The organism is Salinimicrobium xinjiangense DSM 19287, assembly GCF_000423585.1.
In the GTDB taxonomy this organism is placed as follows: Bacteria; Bacteroidota; Bacteroidia; order Flavobacteriales; family Flavobacteriaceae; genus Salinimicrobium; species Salinimicrobium xinjiangense.
The window spans coordinates 133,677-150,991 of the sequence record NZ_AUIG01000008.1; the positions used below are offsets into that span (position 1 = coordinate 133,677).

Below are 17,315 nucleotides of genomic sequence, written 5' to 3' on the forward strand. Positions count from 1 at the left end.
ATCTTTGTTATGCAATTTGTTGCATAGTCAGTATTCACTTCTCATGAAAGAAAACGGTAAAGTCACCATTTACGACATTTCAAAAAAATTAAATATAAGTGCTGCTACAGTATCCAGGGCACTGAACAACAATCCCAAGATTAGCAGCAAAACGCGCGAACTTGTCTTTGCAGCAGCAAAGGAGATGAACTACAAGCAAAACCGGCTTGCACAGGCATTGAAAAGTGGAAAAAGCAAAAATGTCGGAATAATAGTGCCTTACATCAACCGCAACTTTTTCTCTTCTATCATTAGAGGTATTGAAGAGGAGCTGGGGCCGCATGGATATCACGTGATCATTTGCCAGACACATGAGCAAATGGAGACCGAAGTGGAACAGATAAACACGCTCCTCAACACGCAGGTAGACGGTATTTTCATGTCTATCTCGAAGTCCACTAACAATATTGATCATTTCAAAAAAGTACTGGAGGAAGGGAAATCTCTTATCTTCTTTGACAGGAAGCTGGATGTGCCCGGAGTGAGCTCTGTTGTAATTGACGACTTCAAAGCAGGATATATGGCAACAGAACACCTTATATCTCAGGGCTGCAAAAGAATTGCACATTTTGCCGGAGATCTTAATCTTGAAATCTACAAAAATCGATATGGAGGCTATATTAAAGCTCTTGAAGACAATGGAATGAAACCAAACCCAGACCATGTCTTCACAACACTCAGTAGTGTTGAATCTGGCTCTGCTGCAGCAGCTAAAATGTGGGAGTTAAAAGAAAAACCCGATGCAGTGTTTTCTGCAAGTGATTACACAGCTTTGGGAGCTATTCAGGAACTGAAAAAGTTAGGTGTAAATATCCCAGAAGATTTTTGTATTTCAGGTTTTAGTAATGAACCCTTTACCAAGTACATGGAAATGCCCATAACCTCTGTAGATCAAACTCCCTTACGTATGGGTAAGATTGCCGCGCAGGTGTTTTTAGAACAGGTCGACAGCACTCAAAAACTCACTATTGAGAAGAAAGTGGTACTTTCTCCTGAACTTATGGTGAGAAATTCCTCAGACAGAAGCCTTCGGAAACTGGCGGTCAAATAATTTCTCCGAAAGTGAAAAAAAGGAGTCTTATAAAGACACCCCTCTTTTCCACGGTATAAAATCATCCTGATTTAGCTCGTCTGCTTTGGTAGTAATATCGCCGTTTGCCACGCCGATAAGAAACTCAAGGATCTCCTCCCCCATTTCCTCTATGGTTTTTTCAGCCTTGATCACCCCTCCTGCATCGAGATCAATAATATCCGGCATTCTGCGGGCGAGAGTAGTATTTGAAGAAACTTTTACAACCGGTGCTATAGGGTTACCTGTTGGGGTGCCCAAACCTGTAGTGAAAACCACAAGGTTTGCTCCTGCTCCCACCATTGCCGTTGTGCTTTCCACGTCGTTTCCGGGGGTGCATAAGAGATTAAGTCCTGGTTTGGTAACGTAATCTCCATAATCCAGCACATCCTGGATTGGAGATGTCCCTCCTTTTTTAGCAGCTCCGGCCGATTTCATGGCATCTGTAATCAGACCATCCTTAATATTCCCCGGCGAAGGGTTCATATCAAAGCCCGAACCTGCCTCTATGGCCGACTTCTCATAGGCTCGTGACAATTCAAGAAATCTTTCAGCGAGCTCATCAGTTACACATCTATTGATCAATTCCTGCTCAATACCACATAATTCAGGAAATTCTGAAAGTATGGGAGAACCTCCCAATGCCGATAAGAGATCTGAAGCATAACCAAGAGCCGGGTTTGCCGAAATTCCGGAGAAACCGTCAGATCCTCCACATTCCAAACCTAATTTAAGCTTTGAAATCGGAGCCGGCTTCCTCGGGATCTCGTTGGCCTTCTTGATACCGCTGTATGATTCGCTAATGATCTTATTCATCATTTCCTCTACAGTTCCTAACTGCTGCTGTTCAAAAAGCAGTACAGGCTTTTGTATGTCGGGATTAATTCTTTCAAGTGCCTTTTTGAAAATATCGATCTGAAGATTCTGGCAGCCCAGGCTAAGAACAGTTGCTCCCGCCACGTTTGGATTATTGACATATCCCGCCAGCAACCTCGCAAGAGAAGCTGAATCCTGTCTTATACCTCCACAACCGCCCTGGTGGGTAATAAATTTCACTTCTATATTATCAAAGATCTCCGAATTTTCTTCTTCCTGTACGAGGGTTTCTGCGGCATCCTCTCCCTGGATCAATCGCCGTAGCAACAGGCGTTCTCTCGACATCTTTTTAAAAGAAAGCTCCTTCTCAAAAACCTCTTTCAGCACCTCAATATTCCTGTTCTCACAAAAGACCAGGGGAAAAAACAACCAGACATTTTTGGTTCCCACCTGTCCGTCGGGACGGTGATAACCGTTAAATGTCCTGTCTTTCCATTTGCTGACATCTGGTGCATTCCAGCCTGTGGTTTCAGTTTTCTTATCTGCCTGCGCAGCCTGATGCTTCACATTGTCCACTGTTAGCACTTCCCCTCTTTTTACGGGCACAGTAGCTTTTCCTACCAAAACACCATACATATAGATCTTAGCTCCCTCATTCAGGTCTACCAGACTTATCTTATGCTTGGCAGCAACATCGGTAATGACCTTAATTTCTGAATTATTTATATGTAGCGTTTCATCCTTCCACAGGTCTGCAAGGGCAACCGCCACGTTATCTTCGGGATGAACTTTAATTATTTTCGTCTCCATCTTCTTTAGCTTTTCACATTTATCTTTTCATGGAAAGATCTGTATCCTTCTTCCACGCCTTTTTTTTCAAGTTCTTCAAGTGCGGTCACTATCTGATCTTTTAACTGCGGAACAGCTGTTAGATCCTGCCCCCAATAGTCTTCTTTCCTTAATACTTCTTCAGTCAAATCCTCAAGATTCTCCTTCTTCCAGACTTCGCTGAAGAAATCAATGATCTGTTGATCATCCTGAACAGGCAATTCTTTTCCTTTCCACTCTCCCTTGTAGAACCTGATCAAACAGGCAAAGGCGAAAGTGAGTCGCGACGGCAAAGCTGATTTTCTTTCCTGGTATTCAAGCAAACTCGGCAGCACCCTCACTTTAAACTTTGAGATCGAGTTAAGAGCGATACTTGCCAGCTGATGTTTAATAAAAGGATTCCTGAAGCGGTCCAGCACTTCTGAAGCAAAAGAACTTAACTCTTCTTCCGCAAGATCAAGCGTAGGATTTATCTCTTCAAAAATGGCATTTTTGACGAACTTTCCTGTGAACTTATCATCTACTGTTTCCTTCACAGTTTCTTTTCCGCTAAGGAGGGCAAAGGGCACCATCGTAGTGTGGGCACCATTGAGTATTCTCACTTTCCTCGTTCGGTACGGCTGAATGTCTTTCACGATAAGGACATTCTCATCTATTTTATCGAAAGGTAGTTTCGCTTTTAAAGCTTCCCCTCCTTCGATCACCCACAGCAGAAATACTTCGGCGGTAACGATAAGTTTATCTTCATATTCCAGCTGACTTTGGTATTCATCAATTTCAGCCCTTGGATAGCCGGGAACGATCCGGTCCACAAGGGTGTTGTGAAAGCTATTATGCTCCTCTATCCAAACTTTAAATTCATTCTCCAGTTTCCAAAGATCCACATACTGCAAAATGATCTTTTTAAGATTATCTGCGTTGTAGTTTATAAGCTCGCAAGGGATGATAGTTAATCCTTTATTAGCGGCTCCATTGAAGTGCTGATATCTATTATAAAGAAGGGCCGTAACCTTTGCCGGAAAACTGTTGTGCGGCGTTTTATCAAGCTTATCATTTGCATCAAAAGCAATTCCTGCTTCAGTAGTGTTAGAAATAAGAAATTGCAGCTCTTCTTGGGTAGCTAGTTTCAAATATTCAGAATAATCTTTATAAGGATTAAGGGACTTTTGAATACAGCTAATGGTTCTTTTCTCCTGGATCTCCTTTCCGCCTTTAACGCCTCTCATAAACAGGTTATACAGCCCGTCCTGCTCATTAAGCATATCAACAAGTCCGGCGTCTATTGGTTGCACTACAGCAACCCCGGCATTTAAATCGGCTTCACTGTTCAATTTGTCAATAAGGTAGTCAACAAATGCCCGTAAAAAGTTTCCTTCTCCAAACTGAATGACTTTTATAGGAAGTTCTGAAGTTATTCCCGCGGTTTTTCTATTTAATCTTTCCATTTTGTTTTTTCTTATTCCTAAATTCTATTCAAACAATTGTGGTAACCATAGTGAGATTTCCGGCACGAAGGTGACGAGCAGCAGGACAATGAACATTGCCACGTACAGCGGCATCAGCGGTTTTATCACCTTATGAATACTTGTTCTTGCCACACTAACACCAATAAAAAGCACCGAACCTACAGGAGGAGTACATAATCCCACACATAAATTCATTACCATCATAATTCCGAAATGTACCGGGTCAACACCTAATGCAGTAACCACAGGCAGGAAGATGGGTGTGAAAATCAAAACTGCGGGGGTCATGTCCATAAATGTTCCCACAAACAACAGTAAAAGGTTTATGATGAGCAGAATGACAAAAATGTTGTCACTAAGGCCTAACAAGGCATCACTTACTGCCTGCGGAATATTTTCATAGGACATTACCCATGACATGCTCATAGAAGTTGCAATAAGTAACATTACAATCGCCGTTGTTCCGACAGAGCTCAAAAATACACCATGAAGATCCCCTACTTTTAATTCCCTGTTGATAAAGGACAGGATTAGACAGTACAGAACAGCAATTCCTGAAGCCTCTGTCGCTGTGAATATTCCCGTCACAATTCCTCCAATAACTATAACCAACAACAATAAACTTGGAAAAGCATGTAAGAAAGTAATCCCGATATGCTTAATATTGGCAGGCTCGCCGGCAGGATACTTTTTCTTTTTGATCCAAACTGCTGCTACCAGCATTAAGGCGAGTCCCATAAGAATACCAGGAAGATAGCCCGCCAGGAATAATGAGGCAATGGACACACCGCCACTGGCAAGGGAATAAACGATGAGCACATTAGACGGTGGAATCACCAGACCTGTGGTTGAAGATGTAATGTTAACAGCCGCACCAAATTCTTTGGAATATCCTTCCTTTTCCATAGCCGGGCCAAGAATTCCACCCATAGCAGAGGTAGCAGCCACAGCAGATCCTGCAATAGCACCAAACAACATTGCCGCAACTACGTTTACATAGATCAATCCACCCGGTAAGGCCCCCATAAGGGCTTTGGCAAAGGCAATGAGCCTGTGTGCAATCCCTCCCTGATTCATTATTTGTCCTGCCAGAATGAACAGGGGAATAGCGAGTAAGGAAAAGCTATCCAGTCCCGTGGCCATACGCTGTGAAACAGTGGTAAAAGCCGCAAGTGTATCTATAGATGCCAGGATAGTGAGTACACATGAAATCCCGATGGACCAGGCAACAGGAACTCCAATCGCCAATAGTATCACAAAGGAAAGTACTAATATTAATACCTCTGACATCATACTAAATATGTTTTTGAATGAATAATTTCGTGTACTTTATAATAAATTACCAGTAAGCCGCTTACAGGAACAATGCTGTAGACCCATGATAGGGGCACTCCCAGAGCTGCTGAGGATTGACCCAACAAATCATTTACATATACCAGATTTCCTCCTCCAATAACCAGTACGGTAAGGCTGAATAAGATGATAAGAATATTTATAAAAATTCGCAGTCTTATTCTATTAGTGGGATTGAGCTTTGGAGGTAAAATATCTATGGCCAGATGTGTTTGTTGCCCTGAAGCATATGCTGCCCCCAAAATCCCTATCCAGATAAAGAGGTATCTCGCAAGCTCCTCGGTAAAGGAACTGGGAGAATTCATTACATATCTCGAAAAGATCTGCCACAACACAGCCAAGACCATGAGAGTAAGAAGTACTACAAGGAAGTTTCCTAAAACTCTGTCAATTTTCTTTCTCATAATCATTATTTAATTTCCTGGATGGCCTCAATTAATTGTTTCATCTCAGGATCTTGAGAAAATTGCTCATACATAGGTTGGACTTTTTCCCTAAAAAGTTCTTTTTCAGGATATATAACCTGCACCCCTGCTTTTTGGATCTCTTCCATGGCTTCCAGCTCTGCCTCTCTCCAGATCGTTTTTTGATATTCCGAAGACTCCATAGCAGCTTCTTTTAACCATTTTTGCTGTTGCGGGGAAAGGTCATTCCAGATAAGAGTACTTATCAATAACTCATCGGGAAGTGCAGTGTGTTCATCAACTACAAAGTATTTACAAACTTCGTAGTGTCGGGAAAGATAAAAGCTGGGCAGATTATTTTCCGCGCCATCTACGATTCCCTGCTGCAGGGCTGTGTAAAGTTCTCCCCAGGCAATGGGTGTAGGGGACCCGCCCAGATGTTTTACCATATTAATGGCAGTATTACTTTCCATAACCCGCAGTTTCAATCCTTTAAGATCATCAGGAGTTTCTACCGGAACTTTACTGTAAAAACTTCTGCTACCAGCATCGTAAAAAGTGAGTCCTTTAAGCCTTTTGTCGATACTTTTGTTCAGGAAATTCTCTCCTATTTCTCCTTCCAGGACCTCAAAACGATGTTCCCGGTCCCGAAACAGAAAAGGCAATCCGAAAAGTTGCAGGCTGGGAACAAAATTTTCCAGAACTCCCGTAGAAACCTTGGTCATTCCAAGACTGCCAATTTGCAGGAGTTCGAGGCATTCCCTTTCTGAGCCTAATTGCTGATTTGGATAAATATCTATGGTCATTGTCCCTCCCGATTTTTCATATAAACGGTCGGCCATATAGGCCATGGCTTTGTGAACAGGGTGAGAGGTATCCAGGCCATGGCCCAGTTTAATCTCTTTTACATCGTTTTCCTTCTCACATCCTGTTACTACCAGCAACAGAATAAGAATAAAGCCAAAACGAATTCTATTATTTATTTTAAGGATCTTCATTATTTACTATTGATAATCTGCTAATATCTCAGGCACTGTATTGTAACCATTAGATATTATCTTTTAATTCTTCCATCCGTTTTTCCTTTCGCCACCTCGAGGACTTCCTCTACGCTCACCAGGTTCACATCGCCCACGTGAGTATGCTTCAGGGCACAGGCTGCATTGGCGAAATTGAGTGCTTCCTGATCATCAAAGTGCTGTAAACCATATAGCAAACCTGCTGCAAAAGCATCTCCGGTTCCAATACGATCCACTACACTGGTTATCTCCAGTTCACTGGTTTCGAGATACTTTCCTCCATTCCAGGCCCTACCATAGATCTTTTGCCACGAAGCATTTACGCTGGTGCGAACTTTGTCAAATACTTTTTTTACTGAAGGAAATTCTGCAATCAAAGCCCGGCTCGCTTCTATAAAACCTTCTTCATCTGCAGAAAATTCCGTTTCCAGGATCTCATTGATCTCATTTACTCCACCCACAAAAATTGTAGATAGGGAAATAAATTCTTTCAAAACATCGTGACTGCTTCTGCCGTACTTCCAGAGATTACTTCTGTAGGCAGGATCGGCCGTTACAATAACACCTTTTTCACGGGCAATTTCCAGACCTGCCTTAAGGGTTTGATAAGCTCCTTCTGAAACTCCCGGGGAAATTCCACTCCAGTGAAAAAATGCAGCGTCACTCAGGATCTTCTCCCAGTCAACCTGATCGGGAGTAATATTGGCAAAAGAACTATTCAGGCGATTGTATGCGATCTGGCTGGAGCGCATGGCAGAACCAACTTCCAGAAAATATAATCCCAGGGAATAATTCACCTTTTTGACAGCAGAGATTCCAATCCCATATTTCCTAAGGGTAGATATGGCGGCCTCACCTACAATGTCATTGGAGACATTGGTCACATGCTGTACTTCTATGCCCATGTGTGCCAGGGAAGCTGCGACGTTCATCTCTGTCCCGCCAAAGAAAAAGTCCATTTGTGTTGCCTGCAAAAGCTTCCGGTTATCAGACGGGGATAAACGCATTAAAACCTCACCAAAGGTGACAGTTTTTTTCTTTTCTGAAGCTTCTTCCTGCATGTGAACCATATAAAAAACTACGGGTAAAAGCACCCGTAGTTCTCTGTTTGAAATCTATCTTCTAAGCCTATTGATCAGGTCGAGAGTCTCTCTTACCTTATTCTCAAGACCTTCATAGTCTTTGTTTGCAATAACCTCTTTGGAAATTAGGTTTGATCCCATCCCAACACAGGTTACACCGGCATCAAACCAGCCTTTCAGGTTATCTTCTGTAGGAGAAACTCCTCCTGTAGGCATCACACTGGTCCAGGGTTGAGGTCCTTTGATCCCCTTTACAAAGCCGGGACCGTATGTTCCACCGGGAAACAGCTTTACTATTTCGCAACCAAGTTCCTCGGCACGTGCAATCTCGGTAAGAGATCCGCAGCCGGGAGACCAAAGTACCTTGCGGCGGTTACAAACAATTGCGATATCCTCCCTTAGAACCGGAGTAACGATGAAATTTGCTCCCAACTGCATATATAAAGATGCAGCTGCAGCATCGGTTACAGATCCAACTCCCATGATCATTCCCGGAAGTTCTTTTATCGCATATTTATTAAGTTCTCCAAAAACCTCGAAAGCAAAATCTCCGCGGCTGGTGAATTCTAAAAGACGTCCACCACCGTCATAACAGGCTTTGAGTAGCTTTTTCCCCAGTTCAACATCAGAGTGGAAGAACAAGGGAACCATCCCTTGCTCTTTCATTACAGATGCTACTTCTATTCTTGAATATTGAGCCATAACTTATATTTTTATCGGGCTACACGGCCTGAAGCGTCCCCGCCCATTAATTTTTTAACCTCATCTATAGTCACCAGGTTTGCATCACCTTTGATGGTATGTTTCAATGCTGATGCGGCTACTGCAAAGTTCAATGCGTTTTGATCATCTTCAGGATATTTCAACAATCCGTAGATCAATCCGGCCATGAAGGAATCTCCCCCTCCTACTCTGTCCACAATGTGCGTAATATTGTACTCCGGAGATTTGAACATGGTTTCTCCATCGTAAAGTACTCCGGCCCAAGTGTTGTGAGAAGCTGAAAGTGATCCTCTAAGGGTAGTAATAACTTTCTTTGCATTCGGGAACTTTTCCATCATTTGCTGACAAACAGAAAGGAAAGCTTCAGCTTTAACGTGCTGTCCCTGAGTAGTAATATCAAGACCTTCAGGTTTGATTCCGAAGTGCTTTTCTGCATCTTCTTCATTTCCGAGGATAATGTCACAATAAGAAGTAAGCTCGGTCATAATTGCTTCCGGCTCTACTCCGTATTTCCAAAGCTTAGCGCGGTAGTTAAGGTCTGTTGAAATTGTAATTCCCTTTGCACTTGCAGCTTTTACAGCTTCAAGGCAGGCATCGGCTGCTCCCTGTGAAATTGCAGGGGTTATCCCTGTCCAGTGGAACCAACCTGCTCCATCAAAAACCTCATCCCAGTCCACCATTCCTTTTTCAATCTCGGACATGGCCGAATGAGCGCGGTCATAAACTACTTTACTTCCGCGGCTCACTGCCCCGGTTTCAAGAAAATATATCCCAAGACGATCTCCTCCAAAAATGATCTTATCTGTACCTACGTTTCTCTTACGCATTTCCATAAGTGCGCATTCCCCAATGTCATTTTTAGGTAAACGGGTAACGAAATCAACCGGCACACCATAATTGGCCAGAGACACCGCTACATTAGATTCTCCACCCCCGTAAACTACATCAAAGCTTGTTGCCTGCGAAAACCGCAGATGTTCCTGCGGAGCCAGACGTAACATTATTTCACCAAAAGTCACTACTTTTTTCATAATTCCTTGTTTAAATAAATCCATATTTCAGCAATAAAGCCTTGTGAGTTTAAGGCTTAAGCTGTTTTAAAAATCAAAATATTCTTTTGCGTTTTTATAACTAATGTTAGTAATAGTCTGCCCTACCAGCTCCATATCATCGGGTAATTCTCCTTTTGCCATTTCCTCGCCAAACAAGTTACATAAAACTCTGCGGAAGTACTCGTGACGCGGAAAAGACAGGAAGCTTCTCGAGTCGGTCAACATCCCGATAAAGACACTAACCAGTCCCATATTCGACAGTGCGTCCAGTTGATCTAGGATCCCCTGCTTTTGATCAAGGAACCACCAGCCCGATCCGAACTGGACCTTACCTTTGATACTACCGTCATTAAAATTCCCTATCATACTTGCAAAAACAGCATTATCTGCCGGATTCAGGTTGTACAAAATTGTCTTGGTAAGTTTGTCTTTCCCGTCAAGATGATTGAGGTACTGAGATATTTTTTCGGCCTGAGCGTAATCTCCAATGGAATCCCAGCCGGTGTCTGGCCCCAGCTTTTCAAGCATACGCTTGTTGTTGTTCCTTAAAGCGCCAAGGTGGAATTGTTGAACCCAGCCAAACTCATGATAGGTCTCGCTTAGGAATAACAGAATTGAGGTAATGAATTTCCTTGCCTCCAGCTCTGAAATTTCCTCTCCATTTCTCTTTTTTGAAAAGATAGATTCTATTTCGGTTTCTGTAAACTCTTCAAATGAAATTGCATTCAATCCGTGGTCACACAATCTGCAGCCATTCTCGTGGAAAAATTCAATTCTTTGTCGCAAAGCATTCTGAAGGTCCTTATAAGTACCTATTGAAGTTTCAGCAACTTCTGCCAGTTGATCTACATATGAATTATAGGAAGGAGATTCAATAAGAACCGCTTTATCGGGACGAAAAGCTGTACTCACTTTAATTCCGAAGTCACTATCTGATAATTGCCTGTGATATTCGAGAGTATCAAGAGGGTCTTCGGTAGTACAAAGCGTCTCCACTCCCATTTTCTTGAGAAGTCCGCGGCAGGAATATTCCGGTTGTCTTAGTTTTTCATTGACAGCGTCGTAGATCCTTTCGGCTGATTCCTCATTTAGAAGTTCATCAATTCCGAAGTACCTCTGAAGCTCCAGATGTGTCCAGTGGAACAGCGGATTTCGAAGCGTGTGAGGCACCGTTTTCGCCCAGGCCAGAAACTTCTCCTTGTCTGAAGCATCACCGGTAATATATTTTTCATCCACACCCATGGTGCGCATCGCACGCCACTTATAGTGATCGCCGGCGATCCATACCTGGGTAATATTGTCAAACTGCCTGTCTTCGGCGATCTCTTTGGGAGAAAGGTGATTATGGTAATCAATGATAGGCTGTTCCTTAGCGAAGTTGTTGTAGAGATCTTTTGCCTGCTGACTGTAAAGCAAAAAATCATCTGTTATAAATTTATTGGGTTTCATTCTTTAATATTTATCAATTTCAAGGTATTAGCGGCCCATCCAGCCACCATCTACCAAAACAATAGATCCATTCATGTAATCACTGGCTTTTGAAGCAAGGAAAACAACAGGTCCTTTAAAATCTTCGGGTTTCCCCCATCTTCCTGCAGGAATTCTCGCCAGGATCGAAGTGCTTCTGTCCTCATCTTCCCGCAAGGCTGCTGTATTATCTGTAGCAATATAGCCAGGCGCAATTGCATTGATCTGCACCCCTTTTGAAGCCCATTCATTTGAGAAAGCCTTCACGAGTTGCCCCACGGCACCTTTAGAAGCGGCGTAGCCAGGCACCGTGATTCCACCCTGAAAAGTGAGAAGGGACGCTGTAAAAATAATTTTCCCACTTCCTCTTTTGATCATTTCTTTCCCGATCTCCCGGGTCAAAATGAACTGGGAATTCTGATTCACCTCTATCACCTTATCCCAATACTCATCAGGATGTTCGGCGACAGGTTTCCTCATGATGGTTCCGGCGTTGTTCACCAGGATATCTATGGTAGGATTTTCAGATTTTACTTTTTCGATAAAAGCGTAAAGACTTTTTCTGTCTGAAAAATCACACTGATAGGCAGAGAATTTTCTTCCGGCAGCCTGAACTGCTTTTCCTATTTCTGAACCTTCTGCCTTTAAGCTGGTAGAAACTCCGATGATGTCTGCGCCTGCTTCCGCAAGACCCTGGGCCATTGCGAAGCCTATTCCGCGGTTACATCCTGTAACCAATGCCGTTTTTCCGGTTAGATCGAATAATTTCATAATTACTTGAGGTTATCGGGATCAACTTTATCCATATCTCCGTAGTCCAGATTCTCACCTGCCATTCCCCAGATAAAAGTATAATTTGAAGTTCCGGCGCCGGCGTGGATAGACCATTCCGGAGATAGTACTGCCTGATGGTTCTTCATAAAGATGTGCCTTGTTTCATCTGGCTGACCCATGAAGTGGCTGATGGTTTGTCCCTCTTCAAGATCGAAATAGAAATAAGCTTCCATTCTGCGGGCATGTGTATGAGGAGGCATGGTGTTCCATATATTTCCCTCTACAAGTTCGGTCATTCCCATCTGTAACTGACAGGTTTCCACTATGCTGTTCACAATAAGTTTATTCAAAATACGCTTATTCGCATATTTTTCATCTCCAAGATGAACTACTTCAGCATCTTCTTTTCCTACTTTCTTAGTAGGGCATTCTTTATGAGCCGGAGCGGAATTAAGATAAAATATTGGCTGCTCTCCGCCTGACTTCTTAAAAATGACATTTTTGGTTCCTTTTCCAACATAGAGCGCTTCTTTATGCGCTAATTCGAATTCTTTTCCATCGACTTCTACAACACCGGTACCTCCTACATTGATCACTCCCAGTTCCCTGCGATCCAGGAAATTTTCGGCCTTTAGATCATCAATGGTTTCCAGTTTCAGATCCTTATTTACAGGAAAAGCTCCACCTACAATGAATCTGTCATACATGGAATAGGTAAGGTTGATCTCGTCATTTTTGAAGAGGTCAGGAATTAAAAAATGTTCTCTTAACTCCTGGGTAGTATATCTTTTTACATCATTTGGATGATGTGCGTAACGTAATTCTGATTTTGTCATTTAGATGTGTTTTTGCTATTCTACTTTATTTTAATCTAAGGTGCTGACGGTATGACTTCCTGCCGCACCCCCTGCGGGATTTTCATTTGTGCAATCGATTACACAAATATAGGATTTTTTCAGCGAAAAGGTTTTCTCAAGCGTTAAAATCCTACAGAACATAGTAAAAATATTTGGCTTCTAAAATGTCATTTTTGAGACTCCTTTTTTTGCTTCTGGTTTTTTAGATCTGCCAGCCCCTCATAAACCAACTGCGCCACTGCCTTAGCACCCGCCGGTTGAAAATGGGTATTATCGCTGCTGCCTTCAGGATAGGCTTCATACAAGCCGGGGCCGAAATTCATGAAATAATTTTCGGTCACGTACTCTTTACCTTTTTCAGTAAAATGATCCATAGAGCGTTGTGTAAGGTCAATTAGATATACATCCAGCTCCTCTGCAACCTCTACAGCAGCCATGTAATAATCTCGATGTACATTCTGCAGCTTGCCCTCTTCCCAGGGATAATTGCGGTTCACAGGAGTCAGAATTACCGGAATTCCACCTTTTTGACGGGTCTGGTTCACATAAAGCCGCAGGTATTCTTTGTATCCTTCAACAGTTACATAGCGTTCAGTTTTGTCTTCGGCGGCATCATTGTGTCCGAATTGCATCAACACCAGATCTCCTTTTTGAAGACCTTCATAAACCGAAGACCATCTCCCTTCCTCAAAAAAGGTGCGGGTGCTACGGCCTCCGCGAGCTCTGTTATCAATTACTACAGAATCTGTTTTTATTATATGTGACAAAGGTTTCAGGTTCTTTTTCTTCATTATTTCCTGAAACACCTGACCCCATCCCATTATGGGATAACGGGTTTTCATGTAGTCCTTATCGGGATCATAATCGCCACTGTAATCGGCCATGGTGGAATCTCCTATGAGATAAACTTTCGTCACTTCTTTCTTCTGAAACGAAAAAACTGCAAGCGCCGAAAAAATGAGAATTAAAGATTTGAAGCTCATATTACTGAAGTATTACTGCGTTTTTAGAAAGCTTTTTATCCTGCTCGATCTGCTCACCAGCAGCAGAAAAATCTTCCTTTTCAAATTTCACATTTTTGGATAAGGTTCCAAGAACCCGCACCGGAGTTTTACCGTTTTCAGCAAAAGAAAAGTCTTTTACATCCACATTTTTGGTGTTGTACAAAGTGATGGCAGAATCATTTCCGGCGATCACCTTTACATTGATCAACTCCAGTCCATCCACGTCTATAGCGGTTATTCCCTGTTTTGCTTCCAAAACAGAATTTTCGATCCTGATATTTTTCACGTTCATCTCGGGCAGACCCATAAAAAATGCTGCTCTTTGGGAATCCACTACCCGGATGTTCTTCATAACTATATTCCTGAACGACGGAGTTTCTACAGTAACCGGCATTGGAGTTTCATCACGGGTTTCCTCCACAGTAGCTTCATCATCATCAAGAACAGGCGCTTTTCCGCCGTAAAAAAGATTGAATCTAATAGCATCTGTAGGAATGTTGAGCATATCAATATTAGAAATAAAAATATTCTCCACTACTCCGCCCCTTCCGCGGGTACTTTTAAATCTAAGACCAACATCAGTTCCCATAAAAGTACAGTTTGAAATATGTACGTTCCTTACTCCGCCACTCATCTCGCTACCTACCACAACTCCGCCGTGCCCGTGGTAAACTATATTGTTCTTTACTACCACATTCTCTGTTGGCATTCCCCTGTCTCTACCATCTTTGTTTTTGCCGGACTTGAAACAAATGGCATCATCACCCACATCAAAGGTATTGTTATAGACAAGGACATTTTTACAGGATTCCAGATCCAGTCCGTCGCCGTTCTGTGAGTACCAGGGGTTACGGACATTAATGTTCCTAATAATGATATCTTCACTCATAAGCGGATGAATATTCCAGGCAGGAGAATTTTGAAATGTTGGCCCGTCAAGAAGAATTCGCTTGCTGTTGACAAGACTCACCATAACCGGTCTAAGATAATCTTTCACCTTTTGATGTGCCTCTATCCCCTCCAGATCGGGAACATTTTGATCTGTGGAAAGTTTATATCCAAGTTTTGCCTCTTCTGAAGGAAACCATATTTTCTCATCCTCAGAAAGCACTCCGCCAGAATTCACTAAGGTCTTCCATTGATTAGCCGTCATCTTGCCCTTTTTGACAGGTCTCCAAGCATCGCCGTTCCCGTCAATAGTTCCTTTTCCGGTGATGGCGATGTTTTCTACATGGTTGGCATGAATGGGAGAAATATTTCTTACTGTGTTCAGGCCTTCAAAACTGGTCTCGATTAGAGAATAATCGTCGAAATCCCTGCTGAACAGCAATAATGCACCATCTTCGAGGTGAAGATTGATATTGCTCTTCAATTCAATAGGTCCCGTTAACCAGATTCCGCGGGGAATTTCTATTCTTCCACCTCCTTTGGAATTTACTTCAGAAATTGCCTTTTTAAAGGCCTCAGTATTTTTAAAAGTACCTCCTGCCTTTGCTCCGAACTCTGTTATGGATCTGGAATAATCGGGAAATGAAGTCTCTTTGACACGTGGCATGTCAAATTCGAGTCCCTCATACATCTCCTGCAGACTCACCTGTGCCTTCAAAGTACCTGTTCCAATAACCAGGAACAGCGCTGCAGCTAAGGTCTTAAAATTTATTTTTTTCATCACGTTTATCGCGCTTTTGTGTTATTTCTTCAAAAACCTAAACCAGTCAAAATCGGCATACCCGGAATCATTGGTTTGATTTTCTTTAGTGGCAAATAAGCCAACTTTGGCTCCTATCCATTTTCCTTCTCTGGCAGTAAAATCTTCCTTAATTTCTGTAAATTTCTTTCCGTCTTCACTATATCTGAAGGTACACTGTGCATTTTTATCTACTTCTACTCTGAAATAAATATCCGTTCCTGATAGTTTTTTCAGCTGTTTCTTTTGTTCCGGATTTCCTTCATCGGCCTTTTCAGCTTCAGCAAAAACGATGTAAATACCATCCTTTCTGCTTTCCAAGGCCACATAGGCGTAAGATCTTCCCATTACGATCAACCCTGCTTTTTCATTCTCCAGATCTTCGTTTGGGTTGAAGGTCAATTTGGTTGTAGTAGTAAACTCCTGTGCCGGAAACTTCTGCAGCAACAGGTTGGGTGCATCCCATAGATTTTTAGCATCTTCAGGGAGTAAGTGGGTATAAAGACGCAACTGACCTTTCGCCGGATTTGCAAAAGCCCAGGTAGCTTCAGGATTCGCATGCCACTGCCATTGAAGTCCGATATCATTTCCGTCAAATTCATCTGAATCTTTAGGCGTTTGTACGGGATATTGTTTATCAACATTGGGCTTTTTATGTCTAAGCACCGGTTCTCCTGTGCCGTCACCATCCTTGTCCTCTCCCATTGTTGGCCAGCCGTCCTTCCAGGTCATAGGCTGCAGGTGAACTATGCGACCGTAAGCTTCCTTATCCTGAAAATGAATAAACCAGTCTTCACCATTCTCAAGTTCGATCCACGCTCCCTGGTGAGGGCCGTTAATATTAGTACTCCCCTGCTCAAGGGAAATGTGCTCTTCATAGGGCCCGTAAGGATACTTTGATCGCAGGATCAACTGCCAGCCGGTGGAAACTCCGCCTGCAGGGGCGAAAATATAATAATAGCCATCCTTTTTGTAGAACTTTGTTCCTTCAACTGTAGGATGATCTTCATGACCATCAAAAACGATCTTTCCGGCACCGGTAGTTTTTGTGCCTTCCCAATTCATAGGTTTCACTATAAGGATACTTTTGATTCCTGCGCGGCTTCCTGCAAAGGCATGTGATAAATAAGCTTTGCCATCTTCATCCCACAGCGGCGCAGGATCAATAAGTCCTTTTCCTGCTTCAACAAGAACAGGCTCTTCCCACTCCCCTTCGGGATCTTTGGTTTTTACCATGTAAATTCCGAAGTCGGGATCTCCCCAATAGATATAATACTCGCCCTCATGATAACGGAAAGCAGGCGCCCAAACTCCATTTCCATGCTGGGGGGAGCTGAAATGTTCATCGGGCACCTGTCGATCCAAAGCATGACCTATAAGTTTCCAGTTCACCAGATCTTTGGAATGTAAGATCGGTAAGGCCGGCGCCGAATTAAAAGAAGAGGAAGTCATGTAGAAATCGCTGCCCACTCTCACCACATCTGGGTCTGAATAGTCTGCATGCAGAATAGGATTTTTATAGGTTCCATCCCCCTGATCGGCCACCCAGACATCGGAAACGAAAGGCTCCTGATCCTGTGCATGAGTATTTACAGATTGCAGAAGAACACAACTTGTGAAGATTAAAATGGAAGTTCTAAACTGTCTTTTCATGATGTGTTTTTTCGCCTTTTTG

15 protein-coding genes are annotated in these 17,315 nt (G+C 42.8%); 1 reads left to right on the plus strand and 14 read right to left on the minus strand.

Translation table 11 applies throughout. The features are described 5' to 3' along the window. The first annotated feature begins 43 nt into the window (after positions 1-43). Positions 44-1,090 carry a LacI family DNA-binding transcriptional regulator gene (locus G564_RS0104185; RefSeq protein ID WP_029036556.1) on the plus strand — a complete coding sequence of 349 codons (1,047 nt, stop codon included), beginning with the start codon at positions 44-46 and terminating at the stop codon, positions 1,088-1,090. Between the two features lie 27 nt (positions 1,091-1,117). Here the strand turns inward: G564_RS0104185 and G564_RS0104190 are convergent, their stop codons facing one another. The 14 genes from G564_RS0104190 to G564_RS0104255 all read right to left on the minus strand — a co-directional run bounded on the left by G564_RS0104190 (position 1,118) and on the right by G564_RS0104255 (position 17,293). After that, positions 1,118-2,734, minus strand: coding sequence for a UxaA family hydrolase (locus G564_RS0104190; protein ID WP_029036557.1), 1,617 nt, complete (start codon positions 2,732-2,734; stop codon positions 1,118-1,120). Between the two features lie 5 nt (positions 2,735-2,739). Next, complete coding sequence (locus tag G564_RS0104195) at positions 2,740-4,197, minus strand: tagaturonate reductase (protein ID WP_029036558.1); 1,458 nt, start codon at positions 4,195-4,197, stop codon at positions 2,740-2,742. A 24-nt stretch (positions 4,198-4,221) separates the two neighbouring features. Then, positions 4,222-5,511: a TRAP transporter large permease gene (locus G564_RS0104200; RefSeq protein WP_394330240.1), complete on the minus strand. Its 1,290-nt coding sequence runs from the start codon at positions 5,509-5,511 to the stop codon at positions 4,222-4,224. Next, a complete protein-coding gene (locus G564_RS0104205) occupies positions 5,508-5,975 on the minus strand; it encodes a TRAP transporter small permease (protein WP_316928841.1) in 468 nt (155 codons plus the stop codon). The genes G564_RS0104200 and G564_RS0104205 overlap by 4 nt, the downstream gene beginning before the upstream one ends. 5 nt (positions 5,976-5,980) lie before the next feature. Further along, positions 5,981-6,973 carry a TRAP transporter substrate-binding protein gene (locus G564_RS0104210; protein ID WP_029036561.1) on the minus strand — a complete coding sequence of 331 codons (993 nt, stop codon included), beginning with the start codon at positions 6,971-6,973 and terminating at the stop codon, positions 5,981-5,983. A 56-nt stretch (positions 6,974-7,029) separates the two neighbouring features. Beyond that, positions 7,030-8,055: a sugar kinase gene (locus G564_RS0104215; protein WP_029036562.1), complete on the minus strand. Its 1,026-nt coding sequence runs from the start codon at positions 8,053-8,055 to the stop codon at positions 7,030-7,032. Between the two features lie 54 nt (positions 8,056-8,109). Next, entirely contained in the window at positions 8,110-8,778 is a 669-nt protein-coding gene (locus G564_RS0104220; RefSeq protein WP_029036563.1) for a bifunctional 4-hydroxy-2-oxoglutarate aldolase/2-dehydro-3-deoxy-phosphogluconate aldolase, read from the minus strand. A gap of 11 nt (positions 8,779-8,789) precedes the next feature. Next, positions 8,790-9,830 (minus strand): sugar kinase, encoded by a 1,041-nt coding sequence (locus tag G564_RS0104225; RefSeq protein WP_029036564.1) that lies wholly within the window; start codon positions 9,828-9,830, stop codon positions 8,790-8,792. 66 nt (positions 9,831-9,896) lie between these two features. Next, positions 9,897-11,300, minus strand: coding sequence for a glucuronate isomerase (gene uxaC, locus G564_RS0104230; protein WP_029036565.1), 1,404 nt, complete (start codon positions 11,298-11,300; stop codon positions 9,897-9,899). A 27-nt stretch (positions 11,301-11,327) separates the two neighbouring features. Then, positions 11,328-12,089: an SDR family NAD(P)-dependent oxidoreductase gene (locus G564_RS0104235; protein ID WP_029036566.1), complete on the minus strand. Its 762-nt coding sequence runs from the start codon at positions 12,087-12,089 to the stop codon at positions 11,328-11,330. Between the two features lie 2 nt (positions 12,090-12,091). Then, positions 12,092-12,928: a 5-dehydro-4-deoxy-D-glucuronate isomerase gene (kduI, locus tag G564_RS0104240; protein ID WP_029036567.1), complete on the minus strand. Its 837-nt coding sequence runs from the start codon at positions 12,926-12,928 to the stop codon at positions 12,092-12,094. 188 nt (positions 12,929-13,116) lie between these two features. Next, positions 13,117-13,932, minus strand: coding sequence for a rhamnogalacturonan acetylesterase (locus G564_RS0104245; protein ID WP_029036568.1), 816 nt, complete (start codon positions 13,930-13,932; stop codon positions 13,117-13,119). Position 13,933: 1 nt separating this feature from the next. Beyond that, a complete protein-coding gene (locus tag G564_RS0104250) occupies positions 13,934-15,622 on the minus strand; it encodes a glycoside hydrolase family 28 protein (RefSeq protein ID WP_029036569.1) in 1,689 nt (562 codons plus the stop codon). 21 nt (positions 15,623-15,643) lie between these two features. Continuing rightward, the gene (locus tag G564_RS0104255) at positions 15,644-17,293 is read right to left on the minus strand and encodes a glycoside hydrolase family 43 protein (protein WP_037373458.1); all 1,650 of its coding nucleotides are present in this window, start codon (positions 17,291-17,293) and stop codon (positions 15,644-15,646) included. Positions 17,294-17,315: the final 22 nt, after the last annotated feature.

What these genes read in the sequence shown, in the direction of transcription:
- kduI (WP_029036567.1), bottom strand. Translation starts at nt 12,928, where the DNA reads ATGACAAAATCAGAATTACGTTACGCACATCATCCAAATGATGTAAAA.
- G564_RS0104220 (WP_029036563.1), bottom strand. Translation starts at nt 8,778, where the DNA reads ATGGCTCAATATTCAAGAATAGAAGTAGCATCTGTAATGAAAGAGCAA.
- G564_RS0104190 (WP_029036557.1), bottom strand. Translation starts at nt 2,734, where the DNA reads ATGGAGACGAAAATAATTAAAGTTCATCCCGAAGATAACGTGGCGGTT.
- G564_RS0104225 (WP_029036564.1), bottom strand. Translation starts at nt 9,830, where the DNA reads ATGAAAAAAGTAGTGACTTTTGGTGAAATAATGTTACGTCTGGCTCCG.
- G564_RS0104235 (WP_029036566.1), bottom strand. Translation starts at nt 12,089, where the DNA reads ATGAAATTATTCGATCTAACCGGAAAAACGGCATTGGTTACAGGATGT.
- G564_RS0104200 (WP_394330240.1), bottom strand. Translation starts at nt 5,511, where the DNA reads ATGATGTCAGAGGTATTAATATTAGTACTTTCCTTTGTGATACTATTG.
- G564_RS0104215 (WP_029036562.1), bottom strand. Translation starts at nt 8,055, where the DNA reads ATGCAGGAAGAAGCTTCAGAAAAGAAAAAAACTGTCACCTTTGGTGAG.
- G564_RS0104210 (WP_029036561.1), bottom strand. Translation starts at nt 6,973, where the DNA reads ATGAAGATCCTTAAAATAAATAATAGAATTCGTTTTGGCTTTATTCTT.
- G564_RS0104205 (WP_316928841.1), bottom strand. Translation starts at nt 5,975, where the DNA reads ATGAGAAAGAAAATTGACAGAGTTTTAGGAAACTTCCTTGTAGTACTT.
- G564_RS0104255 (WP_037373458.1), bottom strand. Translation starts at nt 17,293, where the DNA reads ATGAAAAGACAGTTTAGAACTTCCATTTTAATCTTCACAAGTTGTGTT.
- uxaC (WP_029036565.1), bottom strand. Translation starts at nt 11,300, where the DNA reads ATGAAACCCAATAAATTTATAACAGATGATTTTTTGCTTTACAGTCAG.
- G564_RS0104185 (WP_029036556.1), top strand. Translation starts at nt 44, where the DNA reads ATGAAAGAAAACGGTAAAGTCACCATTTACGACATTTCAAAAAAATTA.
- G564_RS0104245 (WP_029036568.1), bottom strand. Translation starts at nt 13,932, where the DNA reads ATGAGCTTCAAATCTTTAATTCTCATTTTTTCGGCGCTTGCAGTTTTT.
- G564_RS0104195 (WP_029036558.1), bottom strand. Translation starts at nt 4,197, where the DNA reads ATGGAAAGATTAAATAGAAAAACCGCGGGAATAACTTCAGAACTTCCT.
- G564_RS0104250 (WP_029036569.1), bottom strand. Translation starts at nt 15,622, where the DNA reads ATGAAAAAAATAAATTTTAAGACCTTAGCTGCAGCGCTGTTCCTGGTT.